Below are 26,165 nucleotides of genomic sequence, written 5' to 3' on the forward strand. Positions count from 1 at the left end.
GCCCATTCGGGCTGGGAGGGTGAGGGCACGCTGTCATCTCAGCGTTGCCGCTAGCGGCTGCGTGCCATCACCCCCGGCCCTCTCCCCTGAAGGGAGAGGGAGATGGCGTTCTACTCCGCGGCCTCGGCCTGGCCCTCGTCGGACGTGTCGGCGATCGACGACAGTTCGACGTTGAGGCCGAGCGACCGCATTTCCTTCACGAGCACGTTGAAGCTCTCCGGGATGCCGGCCTCGAAGGTATCGTCGCCCTTGACGATCGCCTCATAGACCTTGGTGCGGCCGACCACGTCGTCCGACTTCACCGTCAGCATCTCCTGCAGCGTGTAGGCGGCGCCGTAGGCCTGGAGCGCCCAGACCTCCATTTCGCCGAAGCGCTGGCCGCCGAACTGCGCCTTTCCGCCCAGCGGCTGCTGGGTGACGAGGCTGTACGGCCCGATCGAGCGTGCGTGGATCTTGTCGTCGACCAGATGGTGGAGCTTGAGCATGTAGATATAGCCCACGGTCACCTTGCGGTCGAACTGGTCGCCGGTGCGGCCGTCGAACAGCTCCACCTGGCCGCTCTCGTCGAGCCCGGCCCTGCGCAGCATCTCCGCGACATCGGCTTCGCGCGCACCGTCGAACACCGGCGTCGCCATTGGCACGCCGTTCTTCAGCACGCCCGCCATCTCGACGATCTGGTCGAACGACCGCGCCTCGATCTCCGCATGATATTGCTCGCCATAGATCACCTTCAGGCGATCGACGACCACCGCCGGTGCCTGACCGCCGGTCACGTCCGGATTGGCTTCGCGCCACTCCTCCAACGCCTGGGTCACCTGCTTGCCCAGGCCGCGGGCGGCCCAGCCAAGATGGGTCTCGAAGATCTGGCCGACGTTCATCCGGCTCGGCACGCCGAGCGGGTTGAGAACGATGTCGACGGGGGTGCCGTCGGCAAGGAACGGCATGTCCTCCTGCGGCAGGATGCGGCTGATCACACCCTTGTTGCCATGGCGGCCGGCCATCTTGTCGCCCGGCTGCAGCTTGCGCTTCACCGCGACGAACACCTTGACCATCTTGAGCACGCCCGGGGGCAGCTCGTCGCCGCGCTGCAGCTTCTCGACGCGATCCTCGAACTTCTTGACGATCAGGCCGACGGCTTCGTGATATTGGGCCTTGACCGCCTCGAGATCCGCCTGGCGCGCGTCGTCCGCGACCACGAACTTCCACCAGTCGCGCTTCTCGACCTCTTCGAGCAGGGCGTCGTCGATTTCCGAGCCCTTCTTGATGCCCTTGGGGGCCGCGGTCGCGACCTGGCCGAGCAGCATCTCGCGGAGGCGGGCATAGTTGGCGCGGTTCAGGATCGCGCGTTCGTCCTCGCGGTCCTTGGTCAGGCGGTCGATTTCCTCGCGCTCGATCGCCATCGCGCGCTCGTCCTTGTCGATGCCGTGGCGGTTGAACACACGCACGTCGACGACCGTGCCGGAGACGCCCGGCGGAAGGCGCAGCGAGGTGTCGCGAACGTCCGACGCCTTCTCGCCGAAGATGGCGCGGAGGAGCTTTTCCTCCGGCGTCATCGGGCTTTCGCCCTTCGGCGTGATCTTGCCGCACAGGATGTCGCCCGGCTCCACTTCGGCGCCGATATAGACGATGCCTGCCTCGTCGAGGTTGCGCAGCGCTTCCTCGCCGACGTTCGGGATGTCGCGGGTGATGTCTTCCGGCCCGAGCTTGGTGTCGCGGGCCATCACCTCGAACTCGTCGATGTGGATCGAGGTGAAGACGTCGTCCTTCACGATCCGCTCGGAGATGAGGATCGAATCCTCATAGTTGTAGCCGTTCCAGGGCATGAACGCGACGAGCACGTTGCGGCCCAGTGCCAGCTCGCCGAACTCGGTCGACGGGCCGTCGGCGATGATGTCGCCGGCGTTGACCACGTCGCCCACCTTCACCAGCGGGCGCTGGTTGATGCAGGTCGACTGGTTGGAACGCTGGAACTTCATCAGCGTGTAGATGTCCACGCCCGACTTGCCGGCATCGACATCGCCCGACGCGCGGACGACGATGCGGGTGGCGTCGACCTGGTCGATCACGCCCGAGCGGCGCGCCGCGATCGCGGCGCCCGAATCGCGGGCGACAGTCTCTTCCATGCCGGTGCCGACGAACGGCGCCTCGGCGCGAACCAGCGGCACGGCCTGGCGCTGCATGTTCGAGCCCATCAGCGCGCGGTTGGCGTCATCGTTTTCCAGGAACGGGATCAGCGATGCCGCGACCGAGACGAGCTGCTTGGGGCTGACGTCCATCAGGGTGATGTGATCGCGCGGCGCGATCAGGAACTCGCCCGCTTCGCGCGACGAAATCAGTTCCTCGACGAAATGGCCTTCGCCATCGAGCTCGGCATTCGCCTGCGCGATCGTGTGCTTGGCCTCTTCCATCGCCGACAGATAGACGACGTCGTTGGTCACCTTATGGTCGACGACCTTGCGGTACGGCGTCTCGATGAAGCCGTACTTGTTCACCCGGCTGAAGCTTGCCAGCGAGTTGATCAGGCCGATGTTCGGGCCTTCCGGCGTCTCGATCGGGCAGATGCGGCCATAATGGGTCGGATGGACGTCGCGGACCTCGAAGCCCGCGCGCTCGCGGGTGAGGCCGCCCGGCCCGAGCGCCGAGACGCGACGCTTGTGCGTCACTTCGGAGAGCGGGTTGGTCTGATCCATGAACTGCGACAGCTGCGACGAGCCGAAGAACTCGCGCACCGCGGCGACCGCGGGCTTGGCGTTGATCAGGTCGTTCGGCATTGCGGTCGACACGTCGACCGACGACATGCGCTCCTTGACGGCGCGCTCCATGCGCAGCAGGCCGACGCGATACTGGTTCTCGAGCAGCTCGCCCACCGAACGGACGCGGCGGTTGCCGAGATTGTCGATGTCGTCGATCTCGCCCTTGCCGTCCTTCAGGTCGACGAGCGTCTTGACGACCGCGAGGATGTCCTCCGACCGCAGCGTCGTGATCGTGTCCTCGGCGTCGAGCTCGAGGCGCATGTTCAGCTTGACGCGGCCCACGGCCGACAGGTCGTAGCGCTCGGGATCGAAGAACAGGCCGGCGAACAGCGCTTCGGCGGTTTCCTTGGTCGGCGGCTCGCCGGGGCGCATGACGCGGTAGATCTCGCTGAGCGCATGGTCGCGCTCCTCGACCTTGTCGGCCTTCAGCGTGTTGCGGATCCAGGGACCGGTCGAGATATGATCGATGTCGAGCAGCTCGATATGGTCGATGCCCGCCTTGTCGAGCGCTTCGAGATTCTCGGGCGAGACCTCGTCGCCGGCTTCGATATAGATGCGGCCGGTGCTCTCGTCGATCAGGTCATAGGCCGAGTAGCGACCGAAGATCTGGTCGGTCGGGATGAGCAGCGTCTGGAGCCCGTCCTTGCCGGCCTTGTTGGCGGCGCGGGGCGAGATCTTGGTGCCGGCGGGGAAGACGACCTCGCCGGTCTCGCCGTTGACGACGTCGAACGCCGGCTTCTGGCCACGCCAGTTCTCGGGGACGAACGGAACCTTCCAGCCGCCATCGCCGCGGATATAGGTCTGCGTCTTGTAGAAATAGTTGAGAATGTCCTCGCCGTTGAGGCCGAGGGCATAGAGCAGCGACGTCACCGGCAGCTTGCGCTTGCGGTCGATGCGGACGTTGACGATGTCCTTTGCGTCGAACTCGAAGTCGAGCCACGAACCGCGATACGGAATGACGCGCGCGGCGAACAGATATTTGCCCGACGCGTGGGTCTTGCCGCGATCATGGTCGAACAGGACGCCCGGCGAGCGGTGCATCTGCGAGACGATGACGCGCTCGGTGCCGTTGATCAGGAAGGTGCCGTTCTGGGTCATGAGCGGCATGTCGCCCATGTAGACGTCCTGCTCCTTGATATCGAGGACCGAACGGGTGTCCGTATCGGGATCGACTTCGAACACGATGAGGCGCAGCGTGACGCGCATCGGCGCCGCATAGGTCATCCCGCGCTGGCGGCACTCCTCGGTGTCGTACTTGGGGTCCTCCAGCTCATACTGGACGAAATCGAGCTCGGCAGTGCCGGCGAAGTCGCGGATCGGAAACACCGAGCGCAGCGTCTTCTCCAGGCCCGACACATAGTTGTCGGCCGGGCGTGAGCGCAGGAACTGCTCGTAGGATTCACGCTGAACCTCGATGAGGTTCGGCATCTGCACGACTTCGTGGATGTTGCCGAAGACCTTGCGGATGCGCTTCTTGGCGGTCGCCGGAACTGCCTGGGTGGCCATTGCGTAATTTCCCTCGCGTCAAAATTTCGTCCGCATCGCAGCGGAATTCAGCCCGATTCGTGCCCGAGTCGCTTATGCGTCTCACGACAAAAAGTGCGGGTCCCGGGCTGTTGGGAACCGCACTGCCAGCGTTTGGAAAACCCCTGAAAACCTTCTCCAATTCGTCGCGGTCCGTTCGCAAGGCGGGCCGTGTCCCGGAGGGCCAAGGGCGGCGCCCGCGCGCACGCGCCGAGCATCTGCCGATGTATTTGGAAGCGGCTATATAGGCCCGCCTGTAGGTTTTGGGAAGGGGCGATCCGCCCCTCGATCGTCATGCGCAAAATCATCGTCATCGCCGACGCTCGACTGCGATATGCCAGCAGCACATACTGAGTTGATGACAGGAAGGAACGACAGGTACGATGGTTCGCAACCTCCTCGCCGGCCTATTGCTTGCCGCCACCCCCGCGCTCGCCGCGCCCTCGCTCCAGGATGCGACGGTCGGCGCGACGGTCGCGGCGATGAAGCCCGGCGATTTCCTCTGGGCGCCGGATCTCGCGCCCGCCGGCCCGGTCGTGATCGTCGTCAGCATCGCCCAGCAGCGTGCCTATGCCTATCGCAACGGCGTGCCGATCGGCATCTCCACCGTGTCGACCGGCAAGAAGGGGCATGAGACGCCCACCGGCGTGTTCACGCTGCTCCAGAAGAATGTCGACCATAGGTCGAACCTCTATAACAGCGCGCCGATGCCCTATATGCAGCGGCTCACCTGGGACGGGATCGCGATGCATGCCGGCAACCTGCCCGGCTATCCCGCCTCGCATGGCTGCGTGCGCCTGCCGCTGGCCTTCGCCAGGCTGCTCTACGGCGTCACCCGGCTGGGCCTGACCGTGATCATCACCGCCGGCGCCGAGGTGCCGCGCTTCGCGCCGACGCCGAGCGTGCTGAGCGCCGATCCCGCGCACGCGGCCGATGAACTGTTCGGCGGCATGCTGTGGCAGCCCGAGCGCTCGCCGAGCGGGCCGGTGTCGATCATCATCAGCGCGGCCGACAGCCGCATGCTGGTGCTGCGCAACGGCACCCCGATCGGCTCGGCGCCGGTGCGGATCGCCGGCGCCGTGACCGGCACCACCGCCTATACGCTCGGCGCGATCGAGGGCGATCGCTATCGCTGGATGAAGCTGCCGATGCCGGGCGAGACGCTGCCCGGCCCGGTCGAGGTCACCCCCGACGAGCGCGCCCGTCTGACCGTGCCCGCCGATATCCAGAAGGCGATGGCCGGCGTCGTCACGGTGGGCACCACGGTGGTGGTCACCCTCGATACGCTGCGGCAGGGCGGATCGGGCAAGAAGATGACGGTGATGACCGCCGGGAAGTGAGGGGGGCTTTATCGCCAAAAGAAAAAGGGCGGCCCCTCGCGGAGCCGCCCTTCGTCGAAGTTCGTCCCGCCCGATCGGGCGGAAAGAAGCTTACTTGAGTTCGACGGTCGCGCCGGCTTCCTCGAGCTGCTTCTTGACCTTCTCGGCCTCGTCCTTGCTGACGCCTTCCTTGATCGCCTTCGGAGCCGACTCGACGAGAGTCTTGGCTTCGGTCAGGCCCAGGCCGGTGATCGCGCGGACTTCCTTGATCACGTTGATCTTCTTGCCGCCGTCGCCGGTCAGGATGACGTCGAATTCGGTCTTCTCTTCGACCGCGGCAGCAGCAGCGCCACCGCCGGCCGGTGCCGCAACCGCAACCGCAGCAGCGGCCGAAACGCCCCACTTCTCTTCGAGGAGCTTCGAGAGCTCGGCTGCTTCGAGAACGGTGAGAGCCGAAAGATCGTCAACGAGCTTGTTAAGGTCTGCCATTTTAAGTCTCCATCAGGGCCGCTCGGGCCCAATTTGTGTCAGTCGAAATCGGATATCGAATTGAAAGCGCCGAAAATCAGGCGTCTTCTTTCGCCGCATAAGCGCCGAACACGCGGGCCAGCTGGCCTGCGGGTGCCTGGACGATCTGGACGATCTTGGTCGCGGGCGCCTGTACGAGGCCCACGATCTTGGCGCGCAGTTCGTCGAGCGACGGCAGCTCGGCCAGCGCCTTCACGCCGGCCACGTCGAGAACCGTATCGCCCATCGCGCCGCCGACGATTTCCAACTTGTCGTTGGTCTTCGCGAAATCCACGATCACCTTTGCGGGGGCGACGGGATCGACGGAGGTGCTGAGCGCGGTCGGCCCCACCAGCAGATCGTTGATCGCTGTGTAGGGCGTGCCCTCGACGGCAATGCGGGCGAGCTTGTTCTTCGATACCTTGTAGCTGGCACCAGCTTCGCGCATCTTCAGACGGAGCGCAGTGGACTGCGCGACGGTCAGGCCGAGATTGCGGGTGACGATCACCACGCTCGTGCCCTTGAAGGTGCTCTGCAGCTCGGCGACCAGCTCGGCTTTTTGAGCTCGATCCATGCCTTACTCCTTAGAACCACCCCTGCAGCACATCCGCAGGGGCTTTGGATCACAGGACAGATACGCCGTCCCGCGACCCGTCCGAGGGGTCGGTCGCCTGGCCGGGCCAAGGAGGCTTCGGCAGACCCGGCCTAAACCCCGAGGGGCAGGGCCGGTGAACTTTTCCCCGTCTTGGCAGGGCATTAAGCGGGGCAAACTCCCCGCACCTGCTGTCTCGGACGGTACAATCCCGGCGCTGCCTGAGCAGAGTCGGGACATGTGGGCGCGGCCTGTAGGGGATTGGGCGGGAGATGTCGAGTCTCGCGCGCCGCGCTATGATCGCGGGTGCGCCCAGTTGAAGGGTGAGACTGTCGTCTGGAGCGAGGCACGCGCGCGACAGTCCCGTGCGAGTGTCGAGACGGCGTCTTCGTAATCGGGTGACCCAGCTGGAAGGCGGCGTTTGATGGAGGAGCATCGGCCGGTTTGCGCCTCAATTTCGGTCATGCAGGTTGCTTGGACTCGGCCCGAAAACCGCCATTCGTTCATCCAACTGTCAGCGTCGACCGGAACCGCCGGCATCGGGACTTATGGATCGTACCTAGCGACATGCTCAGGGGCAGGTTCTTCGCCAATACCAGACGCCTAGCGGCGTCACCCATTAGATTGCTTGGTCACCCCGCGATTGGTTGATTGAAAGTCAGGCCATAAGCCGTCTAACCACATCATGGTGGCTGTCCACAGCATCGCAATTGACGTGGTGCGGGTGGGCACTATCTGGACCCAATGAAGAAAATCGGCTTCCTGTCTTTCGGCCACTGGTCGAACACCTCCCATTCTCAAACGCGCACGGCAAGTGACACGCTGCACCAGTCGATCGATCTGGCGGTCGCGGCTGAAGAGCTTGGCGCCGACGGTGCCTATTTCCGCGTACACCATTTCGCGCAGCAGCTCGCTTCGCCGTTCCCGCTATTGGCAGCCATCGGCGCAAAGACGAGCCGAATCGAGATCGGCACTGGCGTCATCGACATGCGTTACGAGAATCCGCTTTACATGATCGAAGATGCGGGTGCTGCCGACCTGATCAGCAATGGACGCCTTCAACTGGGAATCAGCCGCGGCTCCGGGGAACAGGTGATCGATGGATGGCGCCACTTCGGCTATGCGCCGGCGCAGGGCCAGACCCACGCGGATATGGGCCGTCACCATGCCGAAGTGTTCCTGAAATTGCTCAGCGGGCAGGGTTTCGCCGCGCCAAACCCCAACCCCATGTTCCCCAATCCACCAGGCATGCTGCGCCTTGAGCCGCATTCGAGCGGCTTGCACAGGCGGATCTGGTGGGGATCGGCATCGAACGCGACTGCGCAATGGGCGGCCGAAAGAGGCATGAACCTGCAAAGTTCCACGCTGAAAGCCAATGAGACCGGCGAGCCGTTTCACATTCAGCAAGCCAGGCAAATCCGCCATTACCGTGAGGCGTGGAAAGCCGCCGGGCACGACTGGGCACCGCGCGTCTCGGTCTCACGCTCCATATTTGCGATAACGGACGATCGGGATCGCGCGTATTTCGGCCGTGATGAGTCGAGCGATCAGATCGGCATCATCGATAATATGCAGGCGATCTTCGGTCGGTCCTATGCGGCCGAGCCGGACAAGCTCATTGCGCAACTGAAGGAGGACGAAGCAATTGCCGAGGCCGACACGCTGCTGCTCACCGTGCCGAACCAACTGGGCGTCGACTATAATTGCCATGTGATCGAGTCGATCCTGACTCACGTGGCTCCCGCCATGGAGTGGCGTTAGGTTCGGTTCCTTGGCATTGCCAATCGTCCACTTCTACGCGTCCAATCGGCAGCTTCTGTAAGGGCCGGACATGGTTGGCGCCTGTCGTGACCGACCGGGTCTGGTCGAATGCCGAAATTCGTGAAACAGGTCGCGCAACGGCACTAATTTCGGGACCTATATACTTAGCTAGCCGGGAAGCTACGTAGGTTCATCCTCTGTTCCCATCCGCGTCGGACTGTGCCATGAGGCACGCATGGCGACGGGGGCGGTCATAACATCGGTAGCGCAAGCATCGTCGATCCCGGCGAACGTTTGCGCGCAGATGGTCGAGGCCGCCACCCGATCCTGTCAGCCGATGATTTCGGTTCCACCGGAGCAGGCCAATCCGAACTGGGATGCGATGGCAGCGTCCTTTGCATCCCTGTCGAATGCATTCGCTTGGGGGTCGCTCATCCTTGCTGGCGTCGCGATTATAGCGGCTTTCGCATGGGGCAAGGTTGTGACTGCAACAGCCGAGCGGGAAGCGCGGGATATGGCGAAACAATGCGCAGAGGACTATATCAAAGACTGGATGGCGAAAAACGCCCCTGGGATCATCCAGAGGCACGTTGAATTCATACAAGACACGACAATGGGTGGAGGCGACGATGCCACCGCCGCAGATGAAATCGGAAAGGAGGCTTAAATGCCAGATCCCATGAAGGTGATCGAACAGCACTGGAACAGCTCTCCAGTGCCGATTGAAACCATTATCCGCGATGTCGGCTTGAAGTTTGATCGTGAAGTTCTGGACGACAATGTGTCTGGCTTCATCGAGCGCCAAACGGATGGGGGATATCGAATTGTCGTGAACGCGTTCCATCCAGAGACCCGGCAACGTTTTACGGCGGCGCATGAGCTTGGCCACTATATCTACCATCGCGACCTATTGGGTGACGGAGTAGGTGATAATCGGGCATATCGCGCCGAAGGAACGACGCGGCCTAACCCGAACATCCGGCCACTTCATGAGCGGCAGGCGAATAGCTTCGCTGCCAATGTCCTAATGCCTCGCCATAGGTTAACGGATGTTGCGGGCCAGACGACGACCGCCCTTGCTCAGCAATTCAAGGTATCGCAGGAGGCGATGCGCATCCGGCTGGGGCGTTAGCGCCGACTCTCGATTGCTATCGGTTCGTACATCGCCGCAAGCTGCTGCGCATCGCTCATACCTCCGGGCAGAAGGCTTGCCTTTTTGAGGATGTACACGGGGTATTTCGTGGGCAGGTAGACGACGCGCAGCCAGTGCCGAAATTCTGCCAAAGCCTGATCGGGGTAAGCCCACGCTCTTTGAGGGTTGCTGGCGCTCTGCGGGTACTCAGGCGGGTAGTAATGGGGATATTCGATCCGCTCGCCATATCGCGTTGCGAGATTGTTTGCAGTCCAATAGCGTCCCCATGTCCCACCGACACTACCGTCCGGTATGGTGTGCTGGTTTACCGGTAACCCGGCACTGATCAGATCCACCACGAGGCCGCTGCTCTCTTTGAATACGCTGAAATATCCCAGCGGCACGCTGTCCTTGAGCAGTGAGACGCGGGCGTTGAACAGCTTCCAAGGGTCTTCGGGAACATACCCCAGCGCGTTGTAAATGAACTCTTGAAGGCCGTAGCGAGCAAGGTTTCGGAAGTTGGTGACAGCCGTCTCGTTTTTCCGCTGAGCCTCGAACGCGAAATATTCCACCGTCACCATGCAAACCACGTCTGGGTAGGCGTAGTGGGGCGAGCCATCCTTACTGATCTCGATGAAAAGACTGGGCTCGTCGAAACCTGCCTTCGTGAGAGCCTGCCGGAAAAACTGCATCCGCCCACGCGGCCAGACATTGGTGGATTGGGCTTGTTGCCATTCCTGAGTGATCTCGAAGATTGTCGATCGCGCAGCCCCAGCCATTTCGGCCAGACCGGTCTGAGTGAGGTAGGGGATGCCATTCTCGAGCACACCCATTTCAATGCCGCCCACTACTCGTTCGACCTCAATTCCGAGGTCGAGAGGTAGCTGGCGAGGCCGTGCCGGACTTTGGCCTGAAACTGACGGTAAAGTATTGGTTTTACTAGATAATGACACCGCCGGAGTTACCATGGCTTTCGCTACCGCGTCGAAGTCGGCATCGATTGGTTCGATCATCTTCTTATCGTCAGGCATGGATCAAACCCTTGTAGGTAAGGTGCTTGCCGATCATCCGGCCAGTCGTCATTTCGATAAAGCCCATAGTCCCAGCCTCCCTAGTGTTCTGGCCGAACGAGAATTCGTTGACGTAGCGGTGCAGGTGCTTGGGCGACATGTAGTGGTAAATACCATAGTAGCCGCGCTTGAGCAGCGCCCAGAAGCTCTCAATGCCGTTCGTATGGATGCAGAAGTGGCGGACATATTCGCCAGCGCTGTGGTTCACGGTGTGGTGGACGTAGCCCTTGGCGTTCAAGCCACGATAGCCGGCGAATTCATCGGTAACGACTGCCGCACCAGTGGGGACATCGGCGACGACGAAGCCTTGCACGGTCTTTGAAGTGATGTTGGCGATCGGGATGGCGCGAACGTCGCCATCTTCGTCCATGATACCGATGACGGCGATCTTGCCGACCGCGCCGCGACCGGCGTGAAGCTTCTTGTCGGCGTGCTTGTTCTTCTCTTTGCCGCCAATGTAGGTTTCGTCCGCTTGGACATTGCTGCCCATGCCGTCGTCAGATTGGCCCAGCCACGTTTCACGGATGCGCTGGGCGAGAAACCAAGCCGATTTCTGAGTGATGCCGAGTTCGCGGGCCATCTGGGTCGAAGGGATGCCTTTGCGCGCCGTGGTCATCATGTAGATCGCCATGAGCCACTTGTGCAGCGGCAGGCGGCTTTCCGCGAGAACGGTGCCGGTGCGGACGCTTAAATGCTGGCGGCAAACCCGGCAGCGATAGGGCATCGGCTTGTGGTTTTTGACCTCGGCAACCGAGAGGCTGCCGCAATGGGGGCAAGAAACCTCGCCAGCCCAGCGGTTATGCTCGAAGTACTGCCGGGCAGCTTCCTCGCCAGGGAAGCGCTGGAAGAACTGATAGAGGCTGACGGTCTCGGGCTTGTGGGTCATGAAACCTAACTAGCCGCAATAGTTTGGCTAGTAACTTATTTTTGGCTAGCTAGTTCCCCTAATTTTCAAGATTGCCGAATGCCCCTTTCCGGCGGCGCGCCATCCCGCCACACACGCCGTAATCATCACAATGTTGCCGACCGCATCGAGCAGACCCACCCAGGTTAGCATCGGCACGACGCTGTAAAACCAGTAATCGAACACGAAGAACGGCAGCAGGCCGATCCCATATGCGAGGAAGGTCTGGCGCTCAAACCGGGAGAACGCTGCAAATATCCCGGCTATGAGGGCCTGTGCGCCGAATGCACAAATCAGAATCGGCACGATCGGCGCGTCGGAGCGATAAGCAGGTGTGATCGTCAGCGCGAGGACCGAGCTCGGCGATGCCAGGCACCAGCCGCCGAGCACGACGAACACCGCCGCCAGCCACCACTGAATTGTCCGGACCGACATCACAGCGCCGCGGAAGGCTGAGGGGTATCGACCGCGGTGCCGGTGCAAACGGGCATTTTCAAGGGCTTACGGTCAGACAGCACGCTATATTTGCGGCGCGAGATTCCCGACAGCGCAAGGCTGAGCTTGCGCTTGAACGGGGGTACTCGGTTGAGAATCCGCAGCACGACATTGCGCACGCGCCGGCCCAGCGCCGATCGCACCGTGGCCATCCGCGTCAGACGTGAGGCGAGCCCTAGCACCAGTTGCGCCGCCGGGCGCCGCGTCGCGGCATAATCGTCGAGCACGCTGTCCGGCGCACCGTCCCGCACCACGCGGGTCAGCGCTTCGCCAAGCACGATTGCGTCGACCAGACCGGCGTTCATTCCCTGACCGCCGGCGGGGCTGTGGACGTGTGCGGCATCGCCCATCAACAGGATCGGGCCCCTCCGGTAGGTATCCGCGAGCCGATGATGGACGCGAAAGCGCGACGACCAGACCATATCAGCGACATGCGCCGGCTTCGCCGCCGGGCCACGCGTGTCGAGCAACTGCTGGATCAGGTCGATCCCCGGCAACTCCGGCGCATCGTCGACTGTGGCAACGACGCGGTAGGAGCCGTCGGGGAGCGGCGCGACCACCACCAGCCCCGCCGGCGAGAAGAATAGCGACACTTCCCCGTTGCCCATCGGCCAGTCCATATAGACATCGGCGAGCACGAAGGATTCGCCATAGGCCTCGCCCTGGAAGCCGATTCCAGCAGCTTCACGGATCACACTGTGCATACCGTCCGCGCCGACGACGAAGCGGGTGCGGACAGTGCGTTCCCCTTCGAGCGTCTTGACTAGCACATCAGCCCCGTTCGCGTCCGGGGTCACGCCCAACGCCGCGATCCCGCGATGCACGTTGCCGCCGAGGCTTTCGAGCCGTGTTTGCAGCACCACTTCGGTAGTCGATTGCGGCACGAGCAGCATGTGCCGGAATGCTGAAGGCAGCGCCGCATAGCTAATACCAAGTAGCGGCTGGTCGCGGTCGCGCACGGTGAAGTCGGTAACCGTGGTCCCCTCGGCCGATAGCAGACCCGTGACGCCAATCGTCTCAAGCATCTCCAGCGTGTGAGGATGCACCACGCCGGCGCGCGAGGTGTTTTGCGCCGTTTCGAGCGCATCGATCAGCAGATGATCCACCCCCGCCTGCCGCAGGGCAGTGGCCAGCGCGAGCCCCGTGGGTCCAGCACCAATGATGAGAACGTCTGTTTGGAGCGGCAACATGACAGCATTTCCCTATTTGCCAACACGTGTTGACTAAAACCCAAGGTTGCATTTGTCAACATTCGTTGGCAAAAATCAGTATGACCAAACCCAAAGGCAGCACGCCAAAAGCACTCCGCACCCGTGAAGCCATTGAGAAGGCCGCCCGGGAATTGTTTGCTATCAATGGCTTCGACCGCACCACGGTGCGCGACATCGGCGCCCGGGCGGGCATCGATCCGTCGATGATCATCCGCTATTTCGGCAGCAAGGACGCGCTGTTCACGCAGATCGCGGCCCCCAATCTGCGCCTGCCGGACCTCGGTGCCACCGACTCGGCGGCGATCGGGGAAACTCTGGTGCGCCATTTCCTCGACCTCTGGGAAGGGGACGGTGTTGGCGGCGGCATGCCCGTGCTGCTGCGCTCGGCAGCGTCGAATGACGATGCAGCCGAGCAGTTACGAAAGATTTTCCTGACGCAGGTCTTTCCTGCGGTTGCCCGTGCAGGGCCGCCCGAAACCGCATCGATGCGCGCCGGGCTGGTCGCGAGCCAGCTGCTCGGCCTTGCACTGACGCGCTACGTGTTGATGGTGCCGCCGGTGGTCGTGATGTCGCCCGACTTCATCGTCCGCACGATTGGCGCGACGATTCAGCGTTATGCATCGGGCGAAGGCTTGGCGCCTGATGGGACTGGGTAGAAATATGAACTCGGCAGTCTTCGGGGGCGTTCGCTTACGGGAGAGTCGAAACGTCCGCCAACGGCAAAACTGCCGCGTTGGTAACCGTCCGCGTCGATAGTCCGATCGGCAATTGCCCTTCAGCCCGCCGCCCCCGTCAGCCCCGCGAAGTCGCCAGCATCATGCCGTTCGCGTAGCATCTCCGATGGCTCGTCGCCTCTGGCGCGGTTGACGATGCGGCCGCGCTGGACGGCGGGTCGCGCGCCGATCGCTGCGGTCCAGCGCTGGACGTTCGCATAGTCCTGCACGCCGAGGAACTCCGCCGCCTCGTAGATCTCGCCCCTGGCGAGGCCGCCATACCAGGGCCACACCGCCATGTCGGCGATCGTGTACTCCGGGCCGGCGAGATATTCGCTTTCCGCCAGCCGGCGGTCGAGCACGTCCAGCTGGCGTTTCACCTCCATCGCGTAGCGGTCGATCGCATAGCGGATCTTGATGGGCGCATAGGCGTAGAAATGGCCGAAGCCGCCGCCGAGGAAGGGCGTGCTGCCGACCTGCCAGAACAGCCAGGACAGGCATTCGGCGCGTGCTTCGCCGGCCGGGGGCAGGAAGGCGCCGAATTTCTCGGCGAGATGGACGAGGATCGCACCGGATTCGAAGATGCGGACCGGGGCGCCGCCGCTGCGGTCGACCATCGCCGGGATCTTCGAATTGGGGTTGATCCCGACAAAGCCGCTGGTGAACTGGTCGCCTTCGCGGATGTCGATGAACCAGGCGTCATATTCGGCGCCGGTCATCCCGAGCGCGAGCAGCTCTTCGAGCAGGATGGTGACCTTCTGGCCGTTCGGGGAGCCGAGCGAATAGAGCTGCAGCGGGTGGCGCCCGACCGGCAGCGCCCGCTCGCTCGTCGCGCCTGCAACGGGCCGATTGAGCCGGCTGGCGTTGGCGGACGTGGTGCCGCTGCCCGGGTCTTCCACCCAAATGCGGGGCGGAACATAGTTGCCGTCGTCGGTCACTTGCAAACTCCCACTCGAAAGCCGGGCTACAGCCGTCGCCCGCCCACGCCGCGCTCTGCCCCGCCTACCCCTCCGGGGCCTCGCGCCACATCCGCTTCAGGATATCGTCCTTCAGCACGAACTGGTGGCGCAGCGCGGCGCCGACATGGCCGATCAGCAGCACCACCCAGGCATAGCCGAAGACGACATGCGCATTGTGCGTGCCGATCGCCAGCGGCGCGCCCTTTTCCACCGCGAACTTCGGCACGTCGAACAGCCAGAAGAAGTGGAGCGGCCACGGCCCCGCCGAGCTGAAGATCCAGCCGGTCGTCGGCAGGATGATCATCAGCGCGTAGAAGATCCAGTGCAGGCCATGCGCCGCGAACGCCTCGAGCCTGCCCATATGCGCGGGCAGCGGCGGGGCGGGGTGGGTGATCCGCCACGACAGCCGGAACAGGCTCAGCGCCAGCACCAGCAGGCCGATCGACTTGTGGAGGTCCATCACCGGCCAGCCCTTCGGCACCCAGTCATGGACGATGCCGAGGATCAGGTTGACGATGATCAGCGCGCCGACCGTCCAGTGCAGCAAGCGGGCGACCCGGTCATAGTGCAGGACGGCCTCGGCCATCAGCTTTTCACCCGGTTCGCGACCAGGTCGTCGACCACCGCCGGATCGGCCAGCGTCGAGGTGTCGCCGAGCGAGGAGACGTCGCCCTCGGCGATCTTGCGCAGGATGCGGCGCATGATCTTGCCGCTCCGCGTCTTGGGCAGGCCCGGCGCGAACTGGATCGCGTCGGGCGTCGCGATCGGGCCGATCTCGGTGCGGACCCAGTCGCGCAGCGCCTTGCGCAGCGCCTCGCTCGCTTCCTCGCCGGCGTTCAGCGTCACATAGGCGTAGATGCCCTGGCCCTTGATGTCGTGCGGGAAGCCCACCACCGCGGCCTCGGCGACCTTGGGGTGGAGCACCAGCGCGCTCTCCACCTCGGCGGTGCCCATGCGGTGGCCCGAGACGTTGATCACGTCGTCGACCCGCCCGGTGATCCAGTAATAGCCGTCCGCGTCGCGGCGGCAGCCGTCGCCGGTGAAATATTTGCCGGGATAGGTCGAGAAATAGGTCTGGAAGAAGCGGTCATGGTCGCCCCACACGGTGCGCATCTGCCCGGGCCAGCTCCGCGTGATGCACAGATTGCCCTCGGTCGCGCCTTCCAGCACCTGGCCCTCGGCATCGACCAGCTCGGGCACGACGCCGAACAGCGGCCGCGTCGCCGAACCCGGCTTCAGGTCGGTCGCGCCGGGCAGGGGGGCGATCATCGCCGCGCCGGTCTCGGTCTGCCACCAGGTGTCGACGATCGGGCAGCGGCCCTCGCCGACCACCTCATGATACCAGCGCCACGCCTCGGGGTTGATCGGCTCGCCGACCGTGCCGAGCAATTTGAGGCTCTTCCGCGAGGTCGCCTTCACATAATCATCGCCATCCTTCATCAGCGCGCGCAGCGCGGTCGGCGCGGTGAAGACGATCTCGACCTGGTGGCGGTCGACCACCTGCCAGATCCGGCTGGCGTCGGGCCAGTTCGGTACCCCCTCGTACATCAGCGTCGTCCCGCCATTGGCGAGCGGGCCGTAGACGATATAGCTGTGCCCGGTGACCCAGCCGATATCGGCGGCGCACCAATAGACCTGGCCCGGCCGGTAATCGAAGCAGAGCTCGTGCGTCAGGCTCGCCCACAGCAGATAGCCGCCGGTCGTATGGAGCACGCCCTTCGGCTTGCCGGTCGATCCCGAGGTGTAGAGGATGAACAGCGGATCCTCGGCGTTCATCGGCTCGGGCGGGCAGTCGGCGGAGACGCCCGCTGCCGCCTCGTGATACCAGAGGTCGCGGCCCGCCTGCATCGTCACGTCGCTGCCGGTCGCCTTGATCACCAGCACCGTCTTCAGGCTCGGGCTCAGCTTCGCGGCGGCGTCGACATTGGCCTTGAGCGGTACCAGCTTGCCCGCGCGCCGCCCGCAATCGGCGGTGATCACCACCGAGCTGTCGCAATCCTGGATGCGCCCGGCCAGCGCGTCGGGCGAGAAGCCGCCGAACACCACCGAGTGGATCGCCCCGATCCGCGCGCAGGCCAGCAGCGCGAACGCCGCCTCGGGGATCATCGGCAGGTAGACGGTGACGCGATCGCCCTTCCGCACGCCCTGCGCCTTCAGCACATTGGCGAAGCGGCACACCTCCTCATGCACCTGGGCGTAGGTGAAGCGCCGCGGCGCCTCGCTCGGGACATCGGGCTCCCAGATGATCGCGGTCTGCTCGCCGCGCTCGGCGAGGTGTCGGTCGAGGCAGTTGGCGGCGACGTTCAGCTCGCCGTCCGCAAACCAGCGGATACCGAAGTCCGCCTCGTTGAACGAGCTCTCGCTCGCCCGGGTCGGCGCCTTGATCCAGTCGAGCCGCCGCGCCTGTTCGAGCCAGAAGGCGTCCGCGTCACCGACCGATCGCGCATAGAGCGCCTTATAGTCCGCATCGGTCACTCTGGCCTTGGCGGCCCATTCGCTGGGCACGGGATACAGGTCGGACATCAGGACCCTCTCATTCTGGTAAAGTCGTCCCCGACTATTGGTTCAGCCGCGCCACCGCATCAAGCGGTCGTTGCTATAAATGCGCCGCGCCACGATCTCCTGCCACCTCATCCCGCCCCTCCCCAACGTCGTCCCGGACGGTTGGTTTTGGTGGATGGCCCGCCGTCGAAAAATCCTCTATCGGCGCGCCATGCTCAATTTCTCGAATCTCACCGTCCGTCTCGGCGGGCGCACGATCCTGGACCGCGCCTCGGCCGCCTTGCCGCCGCGCGCCCGCGTCGGGCTGATCGGCCGCAACGGCGCCGGCAAGTCGACGCTGATGAAGGTGATGATCGGCAGCCTCGAAGCCGACGACGGCGATCTCGACAAGCCGCGCGGCCTGCGGATCGGCTATATCGCGCAGGAAGCGCCGAGCGGCACCTCGACCCCGATCGACACCGTGCTGGCGGCGGACACCGAGCGCGCCGCGCTGCTCCACGAAAGCGAGACCTGCGAGGATCCCGATCGCCTCGGCGAGGTCTATGAGCGGCTGATGGCGATCGACGCCTATACCGCCCCGGCCCGCGCCTCCACCATTCTCGTCGGCCTCGGCTTCGACGAGGAGATGCAGCAGCGCCCGCTCGACAGCTATTCGGGCGGCTGGAAGATGCGCGTCGCGCTCGCCTCGCTGCTCTTCTCCGAGCCCGATCTGCTGCTGCTCGACGAGCCTTCGAACCATCTCGATCTCGAAGCGACCCTGTGGCTCGAGAATTTCCTGAAATCCTATCCGGCGATGATGGTCGTGATCAGCCATGAGCGCGATCTGCTCAACAATGTCGTCGATCATATTCTCCACCTCGAGGGCGGCAAGACCACGCTCTACACCGGCGGCTATGACAGCTTCGAGCGCCAGCGGGCCGAGCGCGCCGCCCAGCTCGCCGCCGCCAAGGCATCGCAGGATGCCCAGCGCGCCAAGCTGCAGGATTATATCGCCCGCAACTCGGCCCGCGCCTCCACCGCGAAACAGGCGCAGTCGCGCGCCAAGATGCTGGCGAAGATGCAGCCGATCGCCTCGCTGGCCGACGATCCCAGCCTGTCCTTCGATTTCCCCAGCCCGGAAGAGCTGCGCCCGCCGCTGGTCACGCTCGACATGGCCAGCGTCGGCTACACCGAGGGCAAGCCGATCCTCCAGCGGCTCAACCTGCGGCTCGATCCCGACGATCGCATCGCCCTGCTCGGCCGCAACGGCAACGGCAAGACCACGCTCGCCCGCCTGCTCGCCGCGCAGCTCAAGCCGATGGACGGCAACATCACCGTCTCGGGCAAGATGCGGGTCGGCTATTTCACCCAATATCAGGTCGAGGAGCTCGACGGCGACGATACCCCGCTCGAGCATATGACCCGGTTGATGAAGGGGATGACCCCCGGCGCCGTCCGCGCCCAGCTCGGCCGCTTCGGCTTCCAGGGCGAGAAGGCGGTGACGAAGGTCGGCAAGCTGTCGGGCGGCGAACGCGCCCGCCTCGCGCTGGCGCTGATCACCCGCGATGCGCCGCACATGCTGATCCTCGACGAGCCGACCAACCACTTGGACGTCGACGCGCGCGAGGCGCTGGTCCAGGCGCTCAACGCCTATGACGGCGCGGTGGTGGTGGTCAGCCACGATCGCCACATGATCGAGCTGACCGCCGACCGGCTGGTGCTGGTCGATGGCGGCGCCGCCACCGAATATAATGGCAGCCTCGACGACTATACCGATCTGATCCTCGGCAAGAACCAGCCGAAGGGCGACGCCGCCGGCAGGCCCGGCTCGAAGAAGGACAAGAAGGCCGCCGCCGCGGCGCGCGACCATCTCGCCGCGCTGCGCAAGACGGTGAAGGAGATGGAGGCGAAGATCGCCAGCCTGACCGCGCGCCGCTCGGAGATCGACAAGGCGATGTTCGATCCCAGGTCCGCCAGCCCGCAGGACGCCAGGCGCACCACCGGCGACCTGATGAAACTGCGCGCCGATGTCGAGCGCGAGCTGGAAGGCGTCGAGGCCGAGTGGCTGGAGGCGAACGAGGCGCTGGAGGCCGCGGCGTAGCGCGATCAACACCGAACCCGTTCGTCCCGAGCCCTTCGACTGCCTTGCAGGCGCTCAGGATAAACTAAAGTCGAGGACCCGCCAGAGCGAAGCGAAGGCTCCCCGGAACTCCGTGCGGAACTCCAGGCAATTCGGATTTTCGGGCCGGGGGTTCAGCGGCAGTTGGACGATGGGCGGCCGATGCCGTCGCTAAGGATCGGGCGCGACGAGGCCTGACCCTTGCAGGAAATACCTAGCTGCATCGCGGGAGATTTAAAGGCTATCTCGACAAAGATGCGCGGTGAAGAGGGGGGAGATATATGGGCATTCGCGGGGCGGCTTTCTGCGACAGCAAGAGCCACGCTGCTGGATTTGCGATCCGCGTTGTCGTGGCTCATATGCTCTTGTTGGGAACGGCCAGCCAAGCGGCGGAAAATGCATTTGGGCCGGACGGCCTGGCCGCGCTGTCAATTGAGGAATTGGGAAACATCAAAGTCACCGCGCAAAAGCGCGAGGAAAATCTTCAGCAGGTTCCGATTTCGATTGTTGCCGTCAGCGGCGCGACACTGGAAAAATCCAGTGTGCGCGACATCAGGGACCTGCCCCGGCTGGTGCCGAATTTCATGATCAACCAGGCGGCTCAATCGCCAGGGCTTCGCATGGCGATACGTGGCGTCGGTACGTTCGGAAATTCCGCAATCGAACCGAGCGTCGCGCCATTCCTGGACGGCATTTATGTGCCGCGCTCGGGCATGATCTTTGGCTCGTTTCTGGACCTGGAGGCGATCGAGGTGCTGCGCGGCCCTCAGGGCACCATGTTCGGCCGCAACGCCAGTATGGGCGCGCTCGTCCTGCGAACCGCGCAGCCAGCCGACATCTTGTCGGGATCAGTCAAGACCGAAGCTGGTAGCGGCAATCGTTATCGCCTTGAGGCGAACGCCAATGTGCCGCTCTCGGACCGCGTATCGACCCGAATTGCGGTGCTGGGACAGGCATTTGGCGGCTATTGGCACAATATGATGGGCGGCGGCGATCTGAGAAAACTGGATCAGGTCGCCGGGCGCGCCAGCATCAAGGTGAAACTGACCGATGCGTTGACCTGGACGGTGCGCGGCGAATATGCCGCATCCGACGGATCTGAATATCCCAACTTCAAGCTCGATTATCGCAGCCTGACACAGGCTGGCGTCGCGCGCTTGACGGCTGCTTTCGGTACGAATGTCCCGACTACCAATCTCTATGGTGCGAATAACAACGTCTATTTCCCGCCCGACGCTCAAGGCCATGACGATCAGTGGTCGGCGACGAGCGAGCTTTCATGGACGTCAGCCTCCGGCTTTACTATGAAACTGCTTAACGCGTATCGCGACTGGCGAAATCGCTCGATCGATCCGGGCACTAGCTTCCTGCCGGTTCCGATCGTCGCGCGGGATGCCTATTACGACAGTGCCAGTCACAGTCACGAACTGCAGTTTCTGACGCCCAAAGGCGATCTTCTTGACGGCCGGTTCGATGCGGTGTCGGGCGTGTATTATTATCGCGAAGCCTATGGCGTAGGCGAGGCCAACACCGCCCTTGAACAATATTGTCCTCTCATCGTCGCGACATTGTCGCCGGCGCTGCTGCCCTCGTGCACCGCTGGCCCGGCTCTTTTAACCAAAAGCCGCTTCCGGCAGGTCACCGAGAGCGTTGCGGTCTATGTGGAGGGCCACACCGAGATCCTCCCGGGCCTTGAAGTCACGACAGGCGTGCGCTGGACCGACGAACGAAAGACCGGGAGCTTTGTGCAGGCCGTTCCCAACGCCGCCGGCGCCGTCCTCCGCGGAGCCGAAAACACAGCATTGCGCTTTGCCCGCGATCGCGTGACATGGAAGGCGGGATTGTCCTGGCGTCCCAACGACGACATGATGTTATTCTCGACGGTCTCGACGGGATACAAGTCGGGCGGATTCAATTCTGCCGCCAGTGCGACCGCGCTTGGTCTGCGGCGCATCTATGGGCCTGAGTCCACCACGAATTACGAGGTCGGCGCCAAGACCGCATGGTTGGGCAATCGGCTTATCGTCAATGCGACATTGTATCGCGTGGATATAGACGGTTATCAGGATCGATCCTTCGATGGGATCGGCTTCATTGTTCGGAACGTCGGTAGCTTGCGTCATCAGGGGGCCGAACTGGAAATACAGGCCCAGGCGGACAGGAATCTAGGCGTGTATGTCAGTCTGGCGTACCTGGATTCGGGTTTTACATCCTACCCCAACGCATCCAACCTTCCTGGGATACCGGGCACGCGGGACCTGACGAACGGATATGCCCATTATGCGCCGAAATGGTCCGGCACGGTTGGGCTGGAATTTGCCGACGAGACCTGGTCGATTCCCTGGACGCTGCGCGCCGATGCCGTTTTTCGCTCGACCGCCAATATAGGAACGGCCGTGGACGACAATCCGCAAACGCTGCAGAAAGGCTATGCTCTCCTGAATGCGCGTTTGACGCTTGGGAGCCGGGATCAGCATTGGCTTTTTGCAGTCTTTGGCGAGAATCTCACCGATAAAGGTTACAGCAGCAACGCTTTCTACCAGACTTTCGATACAGTCTTCGGCCTGCGAACTGCGGGAATGACTGGCGTTCGTCAGACTATTGGCAATCCAAGAACATTTGGGGCGTCGGTGACAAGGCGGTTCTGAGGCTAGGCTCGCGCCGCTTTAGATTGACGAGGCGCCGGAGGCGGCGGCGTGGCGCCCACCGCCCGTTAACACCCAATCCGTTCGTCCCGAGCCCTTCGACTGCCTTGCAGGCGCTCAGGATAAACTAAAGTCGAGGGATCCGCCTGAGCAAAGCGAAGGCTACCCGCTACAGTCTCGCCATCCGTCATCCCAGCGAAAGCTGGGATCTCCCTACCCCTTGGTTCCAGGCAATGGCGCGGCTGCGCATCGGCCGAAGGCTTCCCCCCCCCCAGAATCCAGGATTGAGCGTAGATGACGGGCTCGCTCGCTCCTGGATTCGAAGGTCGTGGCTCAGTTCACAGCAGGGGATACGGCAAGAACGGCTGCTCCGGTGGCCGAAGCCGCCGGAGTGGGCGGCGCAGCGGCGGCGAACTGCACTGCGACCTCTTCGGCGAGAAACGCCGTCACATGTGTCCCGGGCGCAATCTTGGCGCTCGTGCCGGTCACGAAAAATCCCGCAATGGGAACGAAGGCGACCGATGCGATGACACCGACGGTTCCCGTATCGCCGCGATCGTTGAAGCTGCCGTTCAGGCGGATCTGGCGACCATTTGCCTCGACATACAGCACCCGCGCGGTGATGCCGCCGGACTTGCCCCACATGCCCTTGTTGCGGACGCTGGTGATCTCTCCGACCGCGCGGCTGCCGGCAGCTATGGCGACCTGGTTGTTCAGGAGCACAGGTTGCTGCACATCCATTTCGATCCGCTGGCCGACCTTCAGGGCCTTGTGCTCGGTCGTCAGCGCGTCGCGCGTTTCGAGCTGGATCGGCGTTCCCGTGTGAAGAACATTTTCGACCGGCTCGACGACCGTCATCGCCGTCTGGGCGGCCAGGGCGATCGGCGAGACGAGGCAGGCTGCCGCGATAGCGAAGCGGATCATTGCGCCACCGCCGGTGCGGGAGCGTTGAACTTGATCGCAATGCCCGTGGCCGTGGTCTGGCCCCAGCTCATGGCGCTGATATGCGATTCGCCATAGCTTGCATGGACGACGGCATCTGCCCCCAGCTTCTGGGCGCGCTCCCAAAGTTCGCGGTAAATCTTGTCCTGCGAGGCCGCCTTGCTGAAGACCGTAGCCTTGCGCACGCCTGCGGTAATCTCGCCCACCACGGTATAGGGCCGATCGCTTATGTCCCCAGCGATCACCGGCACGCTGCCAAGTTCGGCGGCCTTGATAGCGACAGGCGCGTTGGCGCCCTGCGCCGCAACCGGTCCACCGGCGGCGATCATCGCCACCGCCACAAGCATCTTCATCGTCATTGATTCCCCCTCGGATCGGCCGAATCCCCAATCGGCAGTCATCCACCCAAGCTGTACTCCGTGGCAGCCGTCAATAGCGGTCGCATCCGAAACGGAGATTCAAGCGGGGAAGGCCGATTCTTTCCTGCTGATGCGCTGATGCTCTGATGCTCTGATGCTCTCGTGCGCGGCGACACGCATTTGAGAAACAATCCCCCCGCCCAGCGCGGGCCGAAGCCGGAAGCGGGTGAATTAGTATGGTGCCTCCGGAACTCCCGCCTCGCGGTGATCAGGGGCCCCGGGCGGTGCTCCCGCCCAAATATGCAGCCGCTCTTCCGATGGACAAGGTGCCGGCGACGGCCCCAAGAGGCTCTCCGTGAATCGAAATATCTCGTTATGGACTGTTTCAAATTGCGCAGAGAGATTTTCGACGGCGGCGCCTCCTATGCCTACGGGATCGGTACGGAGGCTCCCGATCGAGTAGAACGGGGCTCCCCAGCGATAGAGGATCGTCCCCCTCATTTCGAAAGCGGTGCCGCGCTCTGGCAACGGGCTAGGCAGACTAATCTCCGTCCACATCGTAATGTGGCCATGAGCAATTCGGTGGCGGACGATCGCCAACTCATCGAGGGTTTGGAGGATCCGCCGCAACTCACCTTCGAGCATCTGGTCAGGACGACTTACGAAAAACTTCTCCGCGGCTCGCTCGACAGCCACCTTGCGCATCGAAAACTTGCGATATTCGGTGCCATAGGGGACGTAGGAATCCGGCCGATCCGGCAGTCCGGATAGGATTACGTACAGCCTTGCCAAGGCGAGCTCCATATTTTCCCAACGGTGAATGGCCCTTCCCACGGCGGCGTAGAGTACATTGGGATCAGTCTCCCCCTCAGGCAGTGCAGGTGCGGGGATTGTCTCGTCAGGCATTGTGGTATCAGCTCCGTTATGACCTCGTTGTGCCGTCACTGCGCCGATAAGTGGACTGATTAACCGGTACTCCACAGTCTACTAAGCCGAAGACTAATAGGTGCGGAGCCCTAGCCGCAGTGAGGCGAGTTGGACCATGGCGAGGGAGTCCGCGGTCATCGCGGTAGGTGCCAGCGAGTTTCTTTCGGTCGGCATTGGGGATACGTCTACCGGTCTTCATGGGGTATTTAGGCGGGGATAGTCATGGCGCGAGAGCGCGAGCAGGTGGCGTTGGAGAACAGCTATCGACTGATGTCGGACGCAATTCTGTTACGAGACCACGGGCGCAATCCCAGTGCCTTTGCACTTGCCATCTTATCGCTTGAAGCGTTGGGAAAGCTCCTGCTTTGGAAGTGGGAAGCGATCGACGCGATCCCGAAGGCGCCTCGCCGGTTCACCTATCACATACGAAAGCAACTCGCGACTGCCTACTTCATAGCGGCTGGGCCGGTAGTTGAGAAGATTCGAGGCAACAATTATAGTGAATCCCCTGAGTTTTTGGATGTACTGGTAAACTTCATTGCGTCGAGTGAAGCGACGAAACGCGTTATACATGCTACGATTGGTGCGGTGGAGAAGACGAAGCATCTGGCCCTATACGACGAGGTTAATGTTCCGAATGTCGGTCTCACGACGGCTGATTTTGGCCGAGCGGACGTTAATCGACTTCTTTCAGAAGCCCGCGTGGTTCTGGATCAACTCGACAAGCGAGAAATGCACTTAGTAGGGCGGGCAATGTATTGCGTTCACCTCACCGAAGGGGATTCCAGAGTTTCATTCTGATATGGTAAAAAAACGGGAAGTTTCGGGGACATAATAGAAAATAGGATTTCGCGGCCGATCGAACGCATCAGCACATTACCTGATCCCCACGCCCGCGCCATCACATCGGAACCCGCCCCGTCACCGCATTAGCCCGCGATGCAAGGATGACCCGCCCACCCGCATCGGCCGGCACCCGCGCCGTCAGCCGATCCTTCAGCTCGGCCTTCGCCGCCGCGCTCATCATGCGCGTGCCCTGGCCCATGCCAATGGCGATCTCCACCGACGCCCAATAATCCGAGAAATCCTCGAAGCTGCGCGAGACGACGATCTCCCGCGACGCCACGTCGGTCAGTCCGGCGCCCTCCCATAGCGCGCGCAGCGCGTCCATGCCCGATATGTCCGCGCGGGGCGGCAGCATCGGGGCGAAGCCCATCGCGCGCAGTTCCTCCTGCATCGCGTCCATCGGGAAGCCGCCGGGCGCCAGCACATCCCAGGCATAGGCGGACACCGAACCGCCCGGCTTCACCACGCGCTTCATCTCGGCGACGCCGCGTTCCGGATCGGGCACGAAGAAGATCACCAGCGCCATCACCGCCGCGTCGAACCGCTTCGCCTCGCTGGGCAGGGTCATGGCGTCGCCTTGCTCGAAGCGCGCGATTCCGGCGGGCAATCGCGATCGCGCGAAGCTCAATTGCGCTTCGGACGGGTCGACGCCCAAGATCTCGGCCGGCGCGCAGCGCTGGGCCAGCAATTCGGTGAACGCGCCATTGCCGCACCCCACGTCGATCCAGCGCTGGCCGGGAGGCGGCGACAACCATTGCAGGAAGGTCTCGCCGACCAGGCGGCTCCACACGCCCATCATCCGCTCATAGGCGGCGCCGTCTTCGAAGCGGATCTCGTTCTCGCTCATTGATGATCGCCCGTCATGTCCGATGGGCGCACTTGTACCAGACTTTTCGCTGCCAGCGG

22 protein-coding genes are annotated in these 26,165 nt (G+C 63.2%); 9 read left to right on the forward strand and 13 right to left on the reverse strand.

What is annotated here, in order from left to right:
- Window positions 1–110: 110 nt before the first annotated feature.
- A complete protein-coding gene (rpoB, locus tag AC1DQK_RS16635) occupies window positions 111–4,259 on the reverse strand; it encodes a DNA-directed RNA polymerase subunit beta (RefSeq protein ID WP_477872525.1) in 4,149 nt (1,382 codons plus the stop codon).
- A 401-nt stretch (window positions 4,260–4,660) separates the two neighbouring features.
- Between rpoB and AC1DQK_RS16640 the strand changes: the two genes are divergently transcribed.
- The gene (locus AC1DQK_RS16640; protein WP_477872527.1) at window positions 4,661–5,617 is read left to right on the forward strand and encodes a L,D-transpeptidase; all 957 of its coding nucleotides are present in this window, start codon (window positions 4,661–4,663) and stop codon (window positions 5,615–5,617) included.
- A 90-nt stretch (window positions 5,618–5,707) separates the two neighbouring features.
- On the opposite strand, the gene rplL is transcribed toward AC1DQK_RS16640, so the two are convergent.
- Window positions 5,708–6,085 (reverse strand): 50S ribosomal protein L7/L12, encoded by a 378-nt coding sequence (rplL, locus tag AC1DQK_RS16645; protein ID WP_477872529.1) that lies wholly within the window; start codon window positions 6,083–6,085, stop codon window positions 5,708–5,710.
- Window positions 6,086–6,161: 76 nt separating this feature from the next.
- A complete protein-coding gene (gene rplJ, locus AC1DQK_RS16650; protein ID WP_477872531.1) occupies window positions 6,162–6,677 on the reverse strand; it encodes a 50S ribosomal protein L10 in 516 nt (171 codons plus the stop codon).
- A 762-nt stretch (window positions 6,678–7,439) separates the two neighbouring features.
- Here rplJ and AC1DQK_RS16655 point away from each other — a divergent pair.
- The 3 genes from AC1DQK_RS16655 to AC1DQK_RS16665 all read left to right on the forward strand — a co-directional run bounded on the left by AC1DQK_RS16655 (window position 7,440) and on the right by AC1DQK_RS16665 (window position 9,588).
- On the forward strand, window positions 7,440–8,456 hold the full coding sequence (locus AC1DQK_RS16655; RefSeq protein WP_477872533.1) for an LLM class flavin-dependent oxidoreductase: 1,017 nt from the start codon (window positions 7,440–7,442) through the stop codon (window positions 8,454–8,456).
- A gap of 235 nt (window positions 8,457–8,691) precedes the next feature.
- The gene (locus AC1DQK_RS16660) at window positions 8,692–9,123 is read left to right on the forward strand and encodes a hypothetical protein (RefSeq protein WP_477872535.1); all 432 of its coding nucleotides are present in this window, start codon (window positions 8,692–8,694) and stop codon (window positions 9,121–9,123) included.
- On the forward strand, window positions 9,124–9,588 hold the full coding sequence (locus AC1DQK_RS16665) for an ImmA/IrrE family metallo-endopeptidase (protein WP_477872537.1): 465 nt from the start codon (window positions 9,124–9,126) through the stop codon (window positions 9,586–9,588).
- On the opposite strand, the gene AC1DQK_RS16670 is transcribed toward AC1DQK_RS16665, so the two are convergent.
- Genes AC1DQK_RS16670 through AC1DQK_RS16685 form a run of 4 tightly spaced genes read right to left on the reverse strand, consistent with a single transcriptional unit; the run spans window position 9,585 to window position 13,247 of the window.
- Entirely contained in the window at window positions 9,585–10,619 is a 1,035-nt protein-coding gene (locus tag AC1DQK_RS16670; RefSeq protein ID WP_477872539.1) for a BstA C-terminal domain-containing protein, read from the reverse strand. The genes AC1DQK_RS16665 and AC1DQK_RS16670 overlap by 4 nt on opposite strands.
- Complete coding sequence (locus AC1DQK_RS16675; protein WP_477872541.1) at window positions 10,612–11,544, reverse strand: IS1595 family transposase; 933 nt, start codon at window positions 11,542–11,544, stop codon at window positions 10,612–10,614. Before AC1DQK_RS16675 ends, AC1DQK_RS16670 begins: the two co-directional genes overlap by 8 nt.
- Window positions 11,545–11,589: 45 nt before the next feature.
- On the reverse strand, window positions 11,590–11,997 hold the full coding sequence (locus AC1DQK_RS16680; protein ID WP_477872543.1) for a hypothetical protein: 408 nt from the start codon (window positions 11,995–11,997) through the stop codon (window positions 11,590–11,592).
- Window positions 11,997–13,247: an FAD-dependent oxidoreductase gene (locus AC1DQK_RS16685; RefSeq protein ID WP_477872545.1), complete on the reverse strand. Its 1,251-nt coding sequence runs from the start codon at window positions 13,245–13,247 to the stop codon at window positions 11,997–11,999. The genes AC1DQK_RS16680 and AC1DQK_RS16685 overlap by 1 nt, the downstream gene beginning before the upstream one ends.
- Before the next feature lie 80 nt (window positions 13,248–13,327).
- Between AC1DQK_RS16685 and AC1DQK_RS16690 the strand changes: the two genes are divergently transcribed.
- Window positions 13,328–13,924: a TetR/AcrR family transcriptional regulator gene (locus tag AC1DQK_RS16690; protein WP_477872547.1), complete on the forward strand. Its 597-nt coding sequence runs from the start codon at window positions 13,328–13,330 to the stop codon at window positions 13,922–13,924.
- Between the two features lie 119 nt (window positions 13,925–14,043).
- On the opposite strand, the gene yghU is transcribed toward AC1DQK_RS16690, so the two are convergent.
- The 3 genes from yghU to acs form a co-directional block, all read right to left on the reverse strand.
- Entirely contained in the window at window positions 14,044–14,919 is an 876-nt protein-coding gene (yghU, locus tag AC1DQK_RS16695; protein ID WP_477872549.1) for a glutathione-dependent disulfide-bond oxidoreductase, read from the reverse strand.
- Window positions 14,920–14,983: 64 nt separating this feature from the next.
- Window positions 14,984–15,526, reverse strand: a complete 543-nt coding sequence (locus tag AC1DQK_RS16700; protein WP_477872551.1) for a cytochrome b — start codon at window positions 15,524–15,526, stop codon at window positions 14,984–14,986.
- The gene (gene acs / locus AC1DQK_RS16705; RefSeq protein WP_477872553.1) at window positions 15,526–17,463 is read right to left on the reverse strand and encodes an acetate--CoA ligase; all 1,938 of its coding nucleotides are present in this window, start codon (window positions 17,461–17,463) and stop codon (window positions 15,526–15,528) included. Before acs ends, AC1DQK_RS16700 begins: the two co-directional genes overlap by 1 nt.
- A 190-nt stretch (window positions 17,464–17,653) precedes the next feature.
- Between acs and AC1DQK_RS16710 the strand changes: the two genes are divergently transcribed.
- Together AC1DQK_RS16710 and AC1DQK_RS16715 are read left to right on the forward strand one after the other, a co-directional pair.
- Window positions 17,654–19,522, forward strand: a complete 1,869-nt coding sequence (locus tag AC1DQK_RS16710) for an ABC-F family ATP-binding cassette domain-containing protein (RefSeq protein ID WP_477872555.1) — start codon at window positions 17,654–17,656, stop codon at window positions 19,520–19,522.
- A 299-nt stretch (window positions 19,523–19,821) separates the two neighbouring features.
- Window positions 19,822–22,188, forward strand: a complete 2,367-nt coding sequence (locus AC1DQK_RS16715) for a TonB-dependent receptor (RefSeq protein WP_477872557.1) — start codon at window positions 19,822–19,824, stop codon at window positions 22,186–22,188.
- A gap of 330 nt (window positions 22,189–22,518) precedes the next feature.
- On the opposite strand, the gene AC1DQK_RS16720 is transcribed toward AC1DQK_RS16715, so the two are convergent.
- Together AC1DQK_RS16720 and AC1DQK_RS16725 are read right to left on the reverse strand one after the other, a co-directional pair.
- Window positions 22,519–23,109 carry a hypothetical protein gene (locus tag AC1DQK_RS16720; protein ID WP_477872559.1) on the reverse strand — a complete coding sequence of 197 codons (591 nt, stop codon included), beginning with the start codon at window positions 23,107–23,109 and terminating at the stop codon, window positions 22,519–22,521.
- Entirely contained in the window at window positions 23,106–23,480 is a 375-nt protein-coding gene (locus tag AC1DQK_RS16725) for a hypothetical protein (protein ID WP_477872561.1), read from the reverse strand. Before AC1DQK_RS16725 ends, AC1DQK_RS16720 begins: the two co-directional genes overlap by 4 nt.
- 576 nt (window positions 23,481–24,056) lie before the next feature.
- Here AC1DQK_RS16725 and AC1DQK_RS16730 point away from each other — a divergent pair.
- The gene (locus tag AC1DQK_RS16730; protein WP_477872563.1) at window positions 24,057–24,257 is read left to right on the forward strand and encodes a hypothetical protein; all 201 of its coding nucleotides are present in this window, start codon (window positions 24,057–24,059) and stop codon (window positions 24,255–24,257) included.
- A 378-nt stretch (window positions 24,258–24,635) separates the two neighbouring features.
- Window positions 24,636–25,214 carry an AbiV family abortive infection protein gene (locus AC1DQK_RS16735; RefSeq protein ID WP_477872565.1) on the forward strand — a complete coding sequence of 193 codons (579 nt, stop codon included), beginning with the start codon at window positions 24,636–24,638 and terminating at the stop codon, window positions 25,212–25,214.
- Between the two features lie 100 nt (window positions 25,215–25,314).
- On the opposite strand, the gene AC1DQK_RS16740 is transcribed toward AC1DQK_RS16735, so the two are convergent.
- Window positions 25,315–26,106: a class I SAM-dependent methyltransferase gene (locus tag AC1DQK_RS16740; RefSeq protein ID WP_477872567.1), complete on the reverse strand. Its 792-nt coding sequence runs from the start codon at window positions 26,104–26,106 to the stop codon at window positions 25,315–25,317.
- Between the last annotated feature and the right edge of the window lie 59 nt (window positions 26,107–26,165).

Source organism: Rhizorhabdus sp. P4_G5, from assembly GCF_056401065.1.

Bases quoted from the DNA above. Each gene is read 5' to 3' on its own strand.
- rplJ (WP_477872531.1), bottom strand. From the start codon at position 6,677: ATGGATCGAGCTCAAAAAGCCGAGCTGGTCGCCGAGCTGCAGAGCACC.
- AC1DQK_RS16685 (WP_477872545.1), bottom strand. From the start codon at position 13,247: ATGTTGCCGCTCCAAACAGACGTTCTCATCATTGGTGCTGGACCCACG.
- rpoB (WP_477872525.1), bottom strand. From the start codon at position 4,259: ATGGCCACCCAGGCAGTTCCGGCGACCGCCAAGAAGCGCATCCGCAAG.
- AC1DQK_RS16710 (WP_477872555.1), top strand. From the start codon at position 17,654: ATGCTCAATTTCTCGAATCTCACCGTCCGTCTCGGCGGGCGCACGATC.
- AC1DQK_RS16725 (WP_477872561.1), bottom strand. From the start codon at position 23,480: ATGAAGATGCTTGTGGCGGTGGCGATGATCGCCGCCGGTGGACCGGTT.
- AC1DQK_RS16655 (WP_477872533.1), top strand. From the start codon at position 7,440: ATGAAGAAAATCGGCTTCCTGTCTTTCGGCCACTGGTCGAACACCTCC.
- AC1DQK_RS16740 (WP_477872567.1), bottom strand. From the start codon at position 26,106: ATGAGCGAGAACGAGATCCGCTTCGAAGACGGCGCCGCCTATGAGCGG.
- AC1DQK_RS16675 (WP_477872541.1), bottom strand. From the start codon at position 11,544: ATGACCCACAAGCCCGAGACCGTCAGCCTCTATCAGTTCTTCCAGCGC.
- AC1DQK_RS16735 (WP_477872565.1), top strand. From the start codon at position 24,636: ATGGCGCGAGAGCGCGAGCAGGTGGCGTTGGAGAACAGCTATCGACTG.
- AC1DQK_RS16700 (WP_477872551.1), bottom strand. From the start codon at position 15,526: ATGGCCGAGGCCGTCCTGCACTATGACCGGGTCGCCCGCTTGCTGCAC.
- acs (WP_477872553.1), bottom strand. From the start codon at position 17,463: ATGTCCGACCTGTATCCCGTGCCCAGCGAATGGGCCGCCAAGGCCAGA.
- AC1DQK_RS16720 (WP_477872559.1), bottom strand. From the start codon at position 23,109: ATGATCCGCTTCGCTATCGCGGCAGCCTGCCTCGTCTCGCCGATCGCC.
- AC1DQK_RS16665 (WP_477872537.1), top strand. From the start codon at position 9,124: ATGCCAGATCCCATGAAGGTGATCGAACAGCACTGGAACAGCTCTCCA.
- AC1DQK_RS16670 (WP_477872539.1), bottom strand. From the start codon at position 10,619: ATGCCTGACGATAAGAAGATGATCGAACCAATCGATGCCGACTTCGAC.
- AC1DQK_RS16730 (WP_477872563.1), top strand. From the start codon at position 24,057: ATGAGCAATTCGGTGGCGGACGATCGCCAACTCATCGAGGGTTTGGAG.
- AC1DQK_RS16690 (WP_477872547.1), top strand. From the start codon at position 13,328: ATGACCAAACCCAAAGGCAGCACGCCAAAAGCACTCCGCACCCGTGAA.
- AC1DQK_RS16680 (WP_477872543.1), bottom strand. From the start codon at position 11,997: ATGTCGGTCCGGACAATTCAGTGGTGGCTGGCGGCGGTGTTCGTCGTG.
- AC1DQK_RS16640 (WP_477872527.1), top strand. From the start codon at position 4,661: ATGGTTCGCAACCTCCTCGCCGGCCTATTGCTTGCCGCCACCCCCGCG.
- rplL (WP_477872529.1), bottom strand. From the start codon at position 6,085: ATGGCAGACCTTAACAAGCTCGTTGACGATCTTTCGGCTCTCACCGTT.
- AC1DQK_RS16660 (WP_477872535.1), top strand. From the start codon at position 8,692: ATGGCGACGGGGGCGGTCATAACATCGGTAGCGCAAGCATCGTCGATC.
- AC1DQK_RS16715 (WP_477872557.1), top strand. From the start codon at position 19,822: ATGGGCATTCGCGGGGCGGCTTTCTGCGACAGCAAGAGCCACGCTGCT.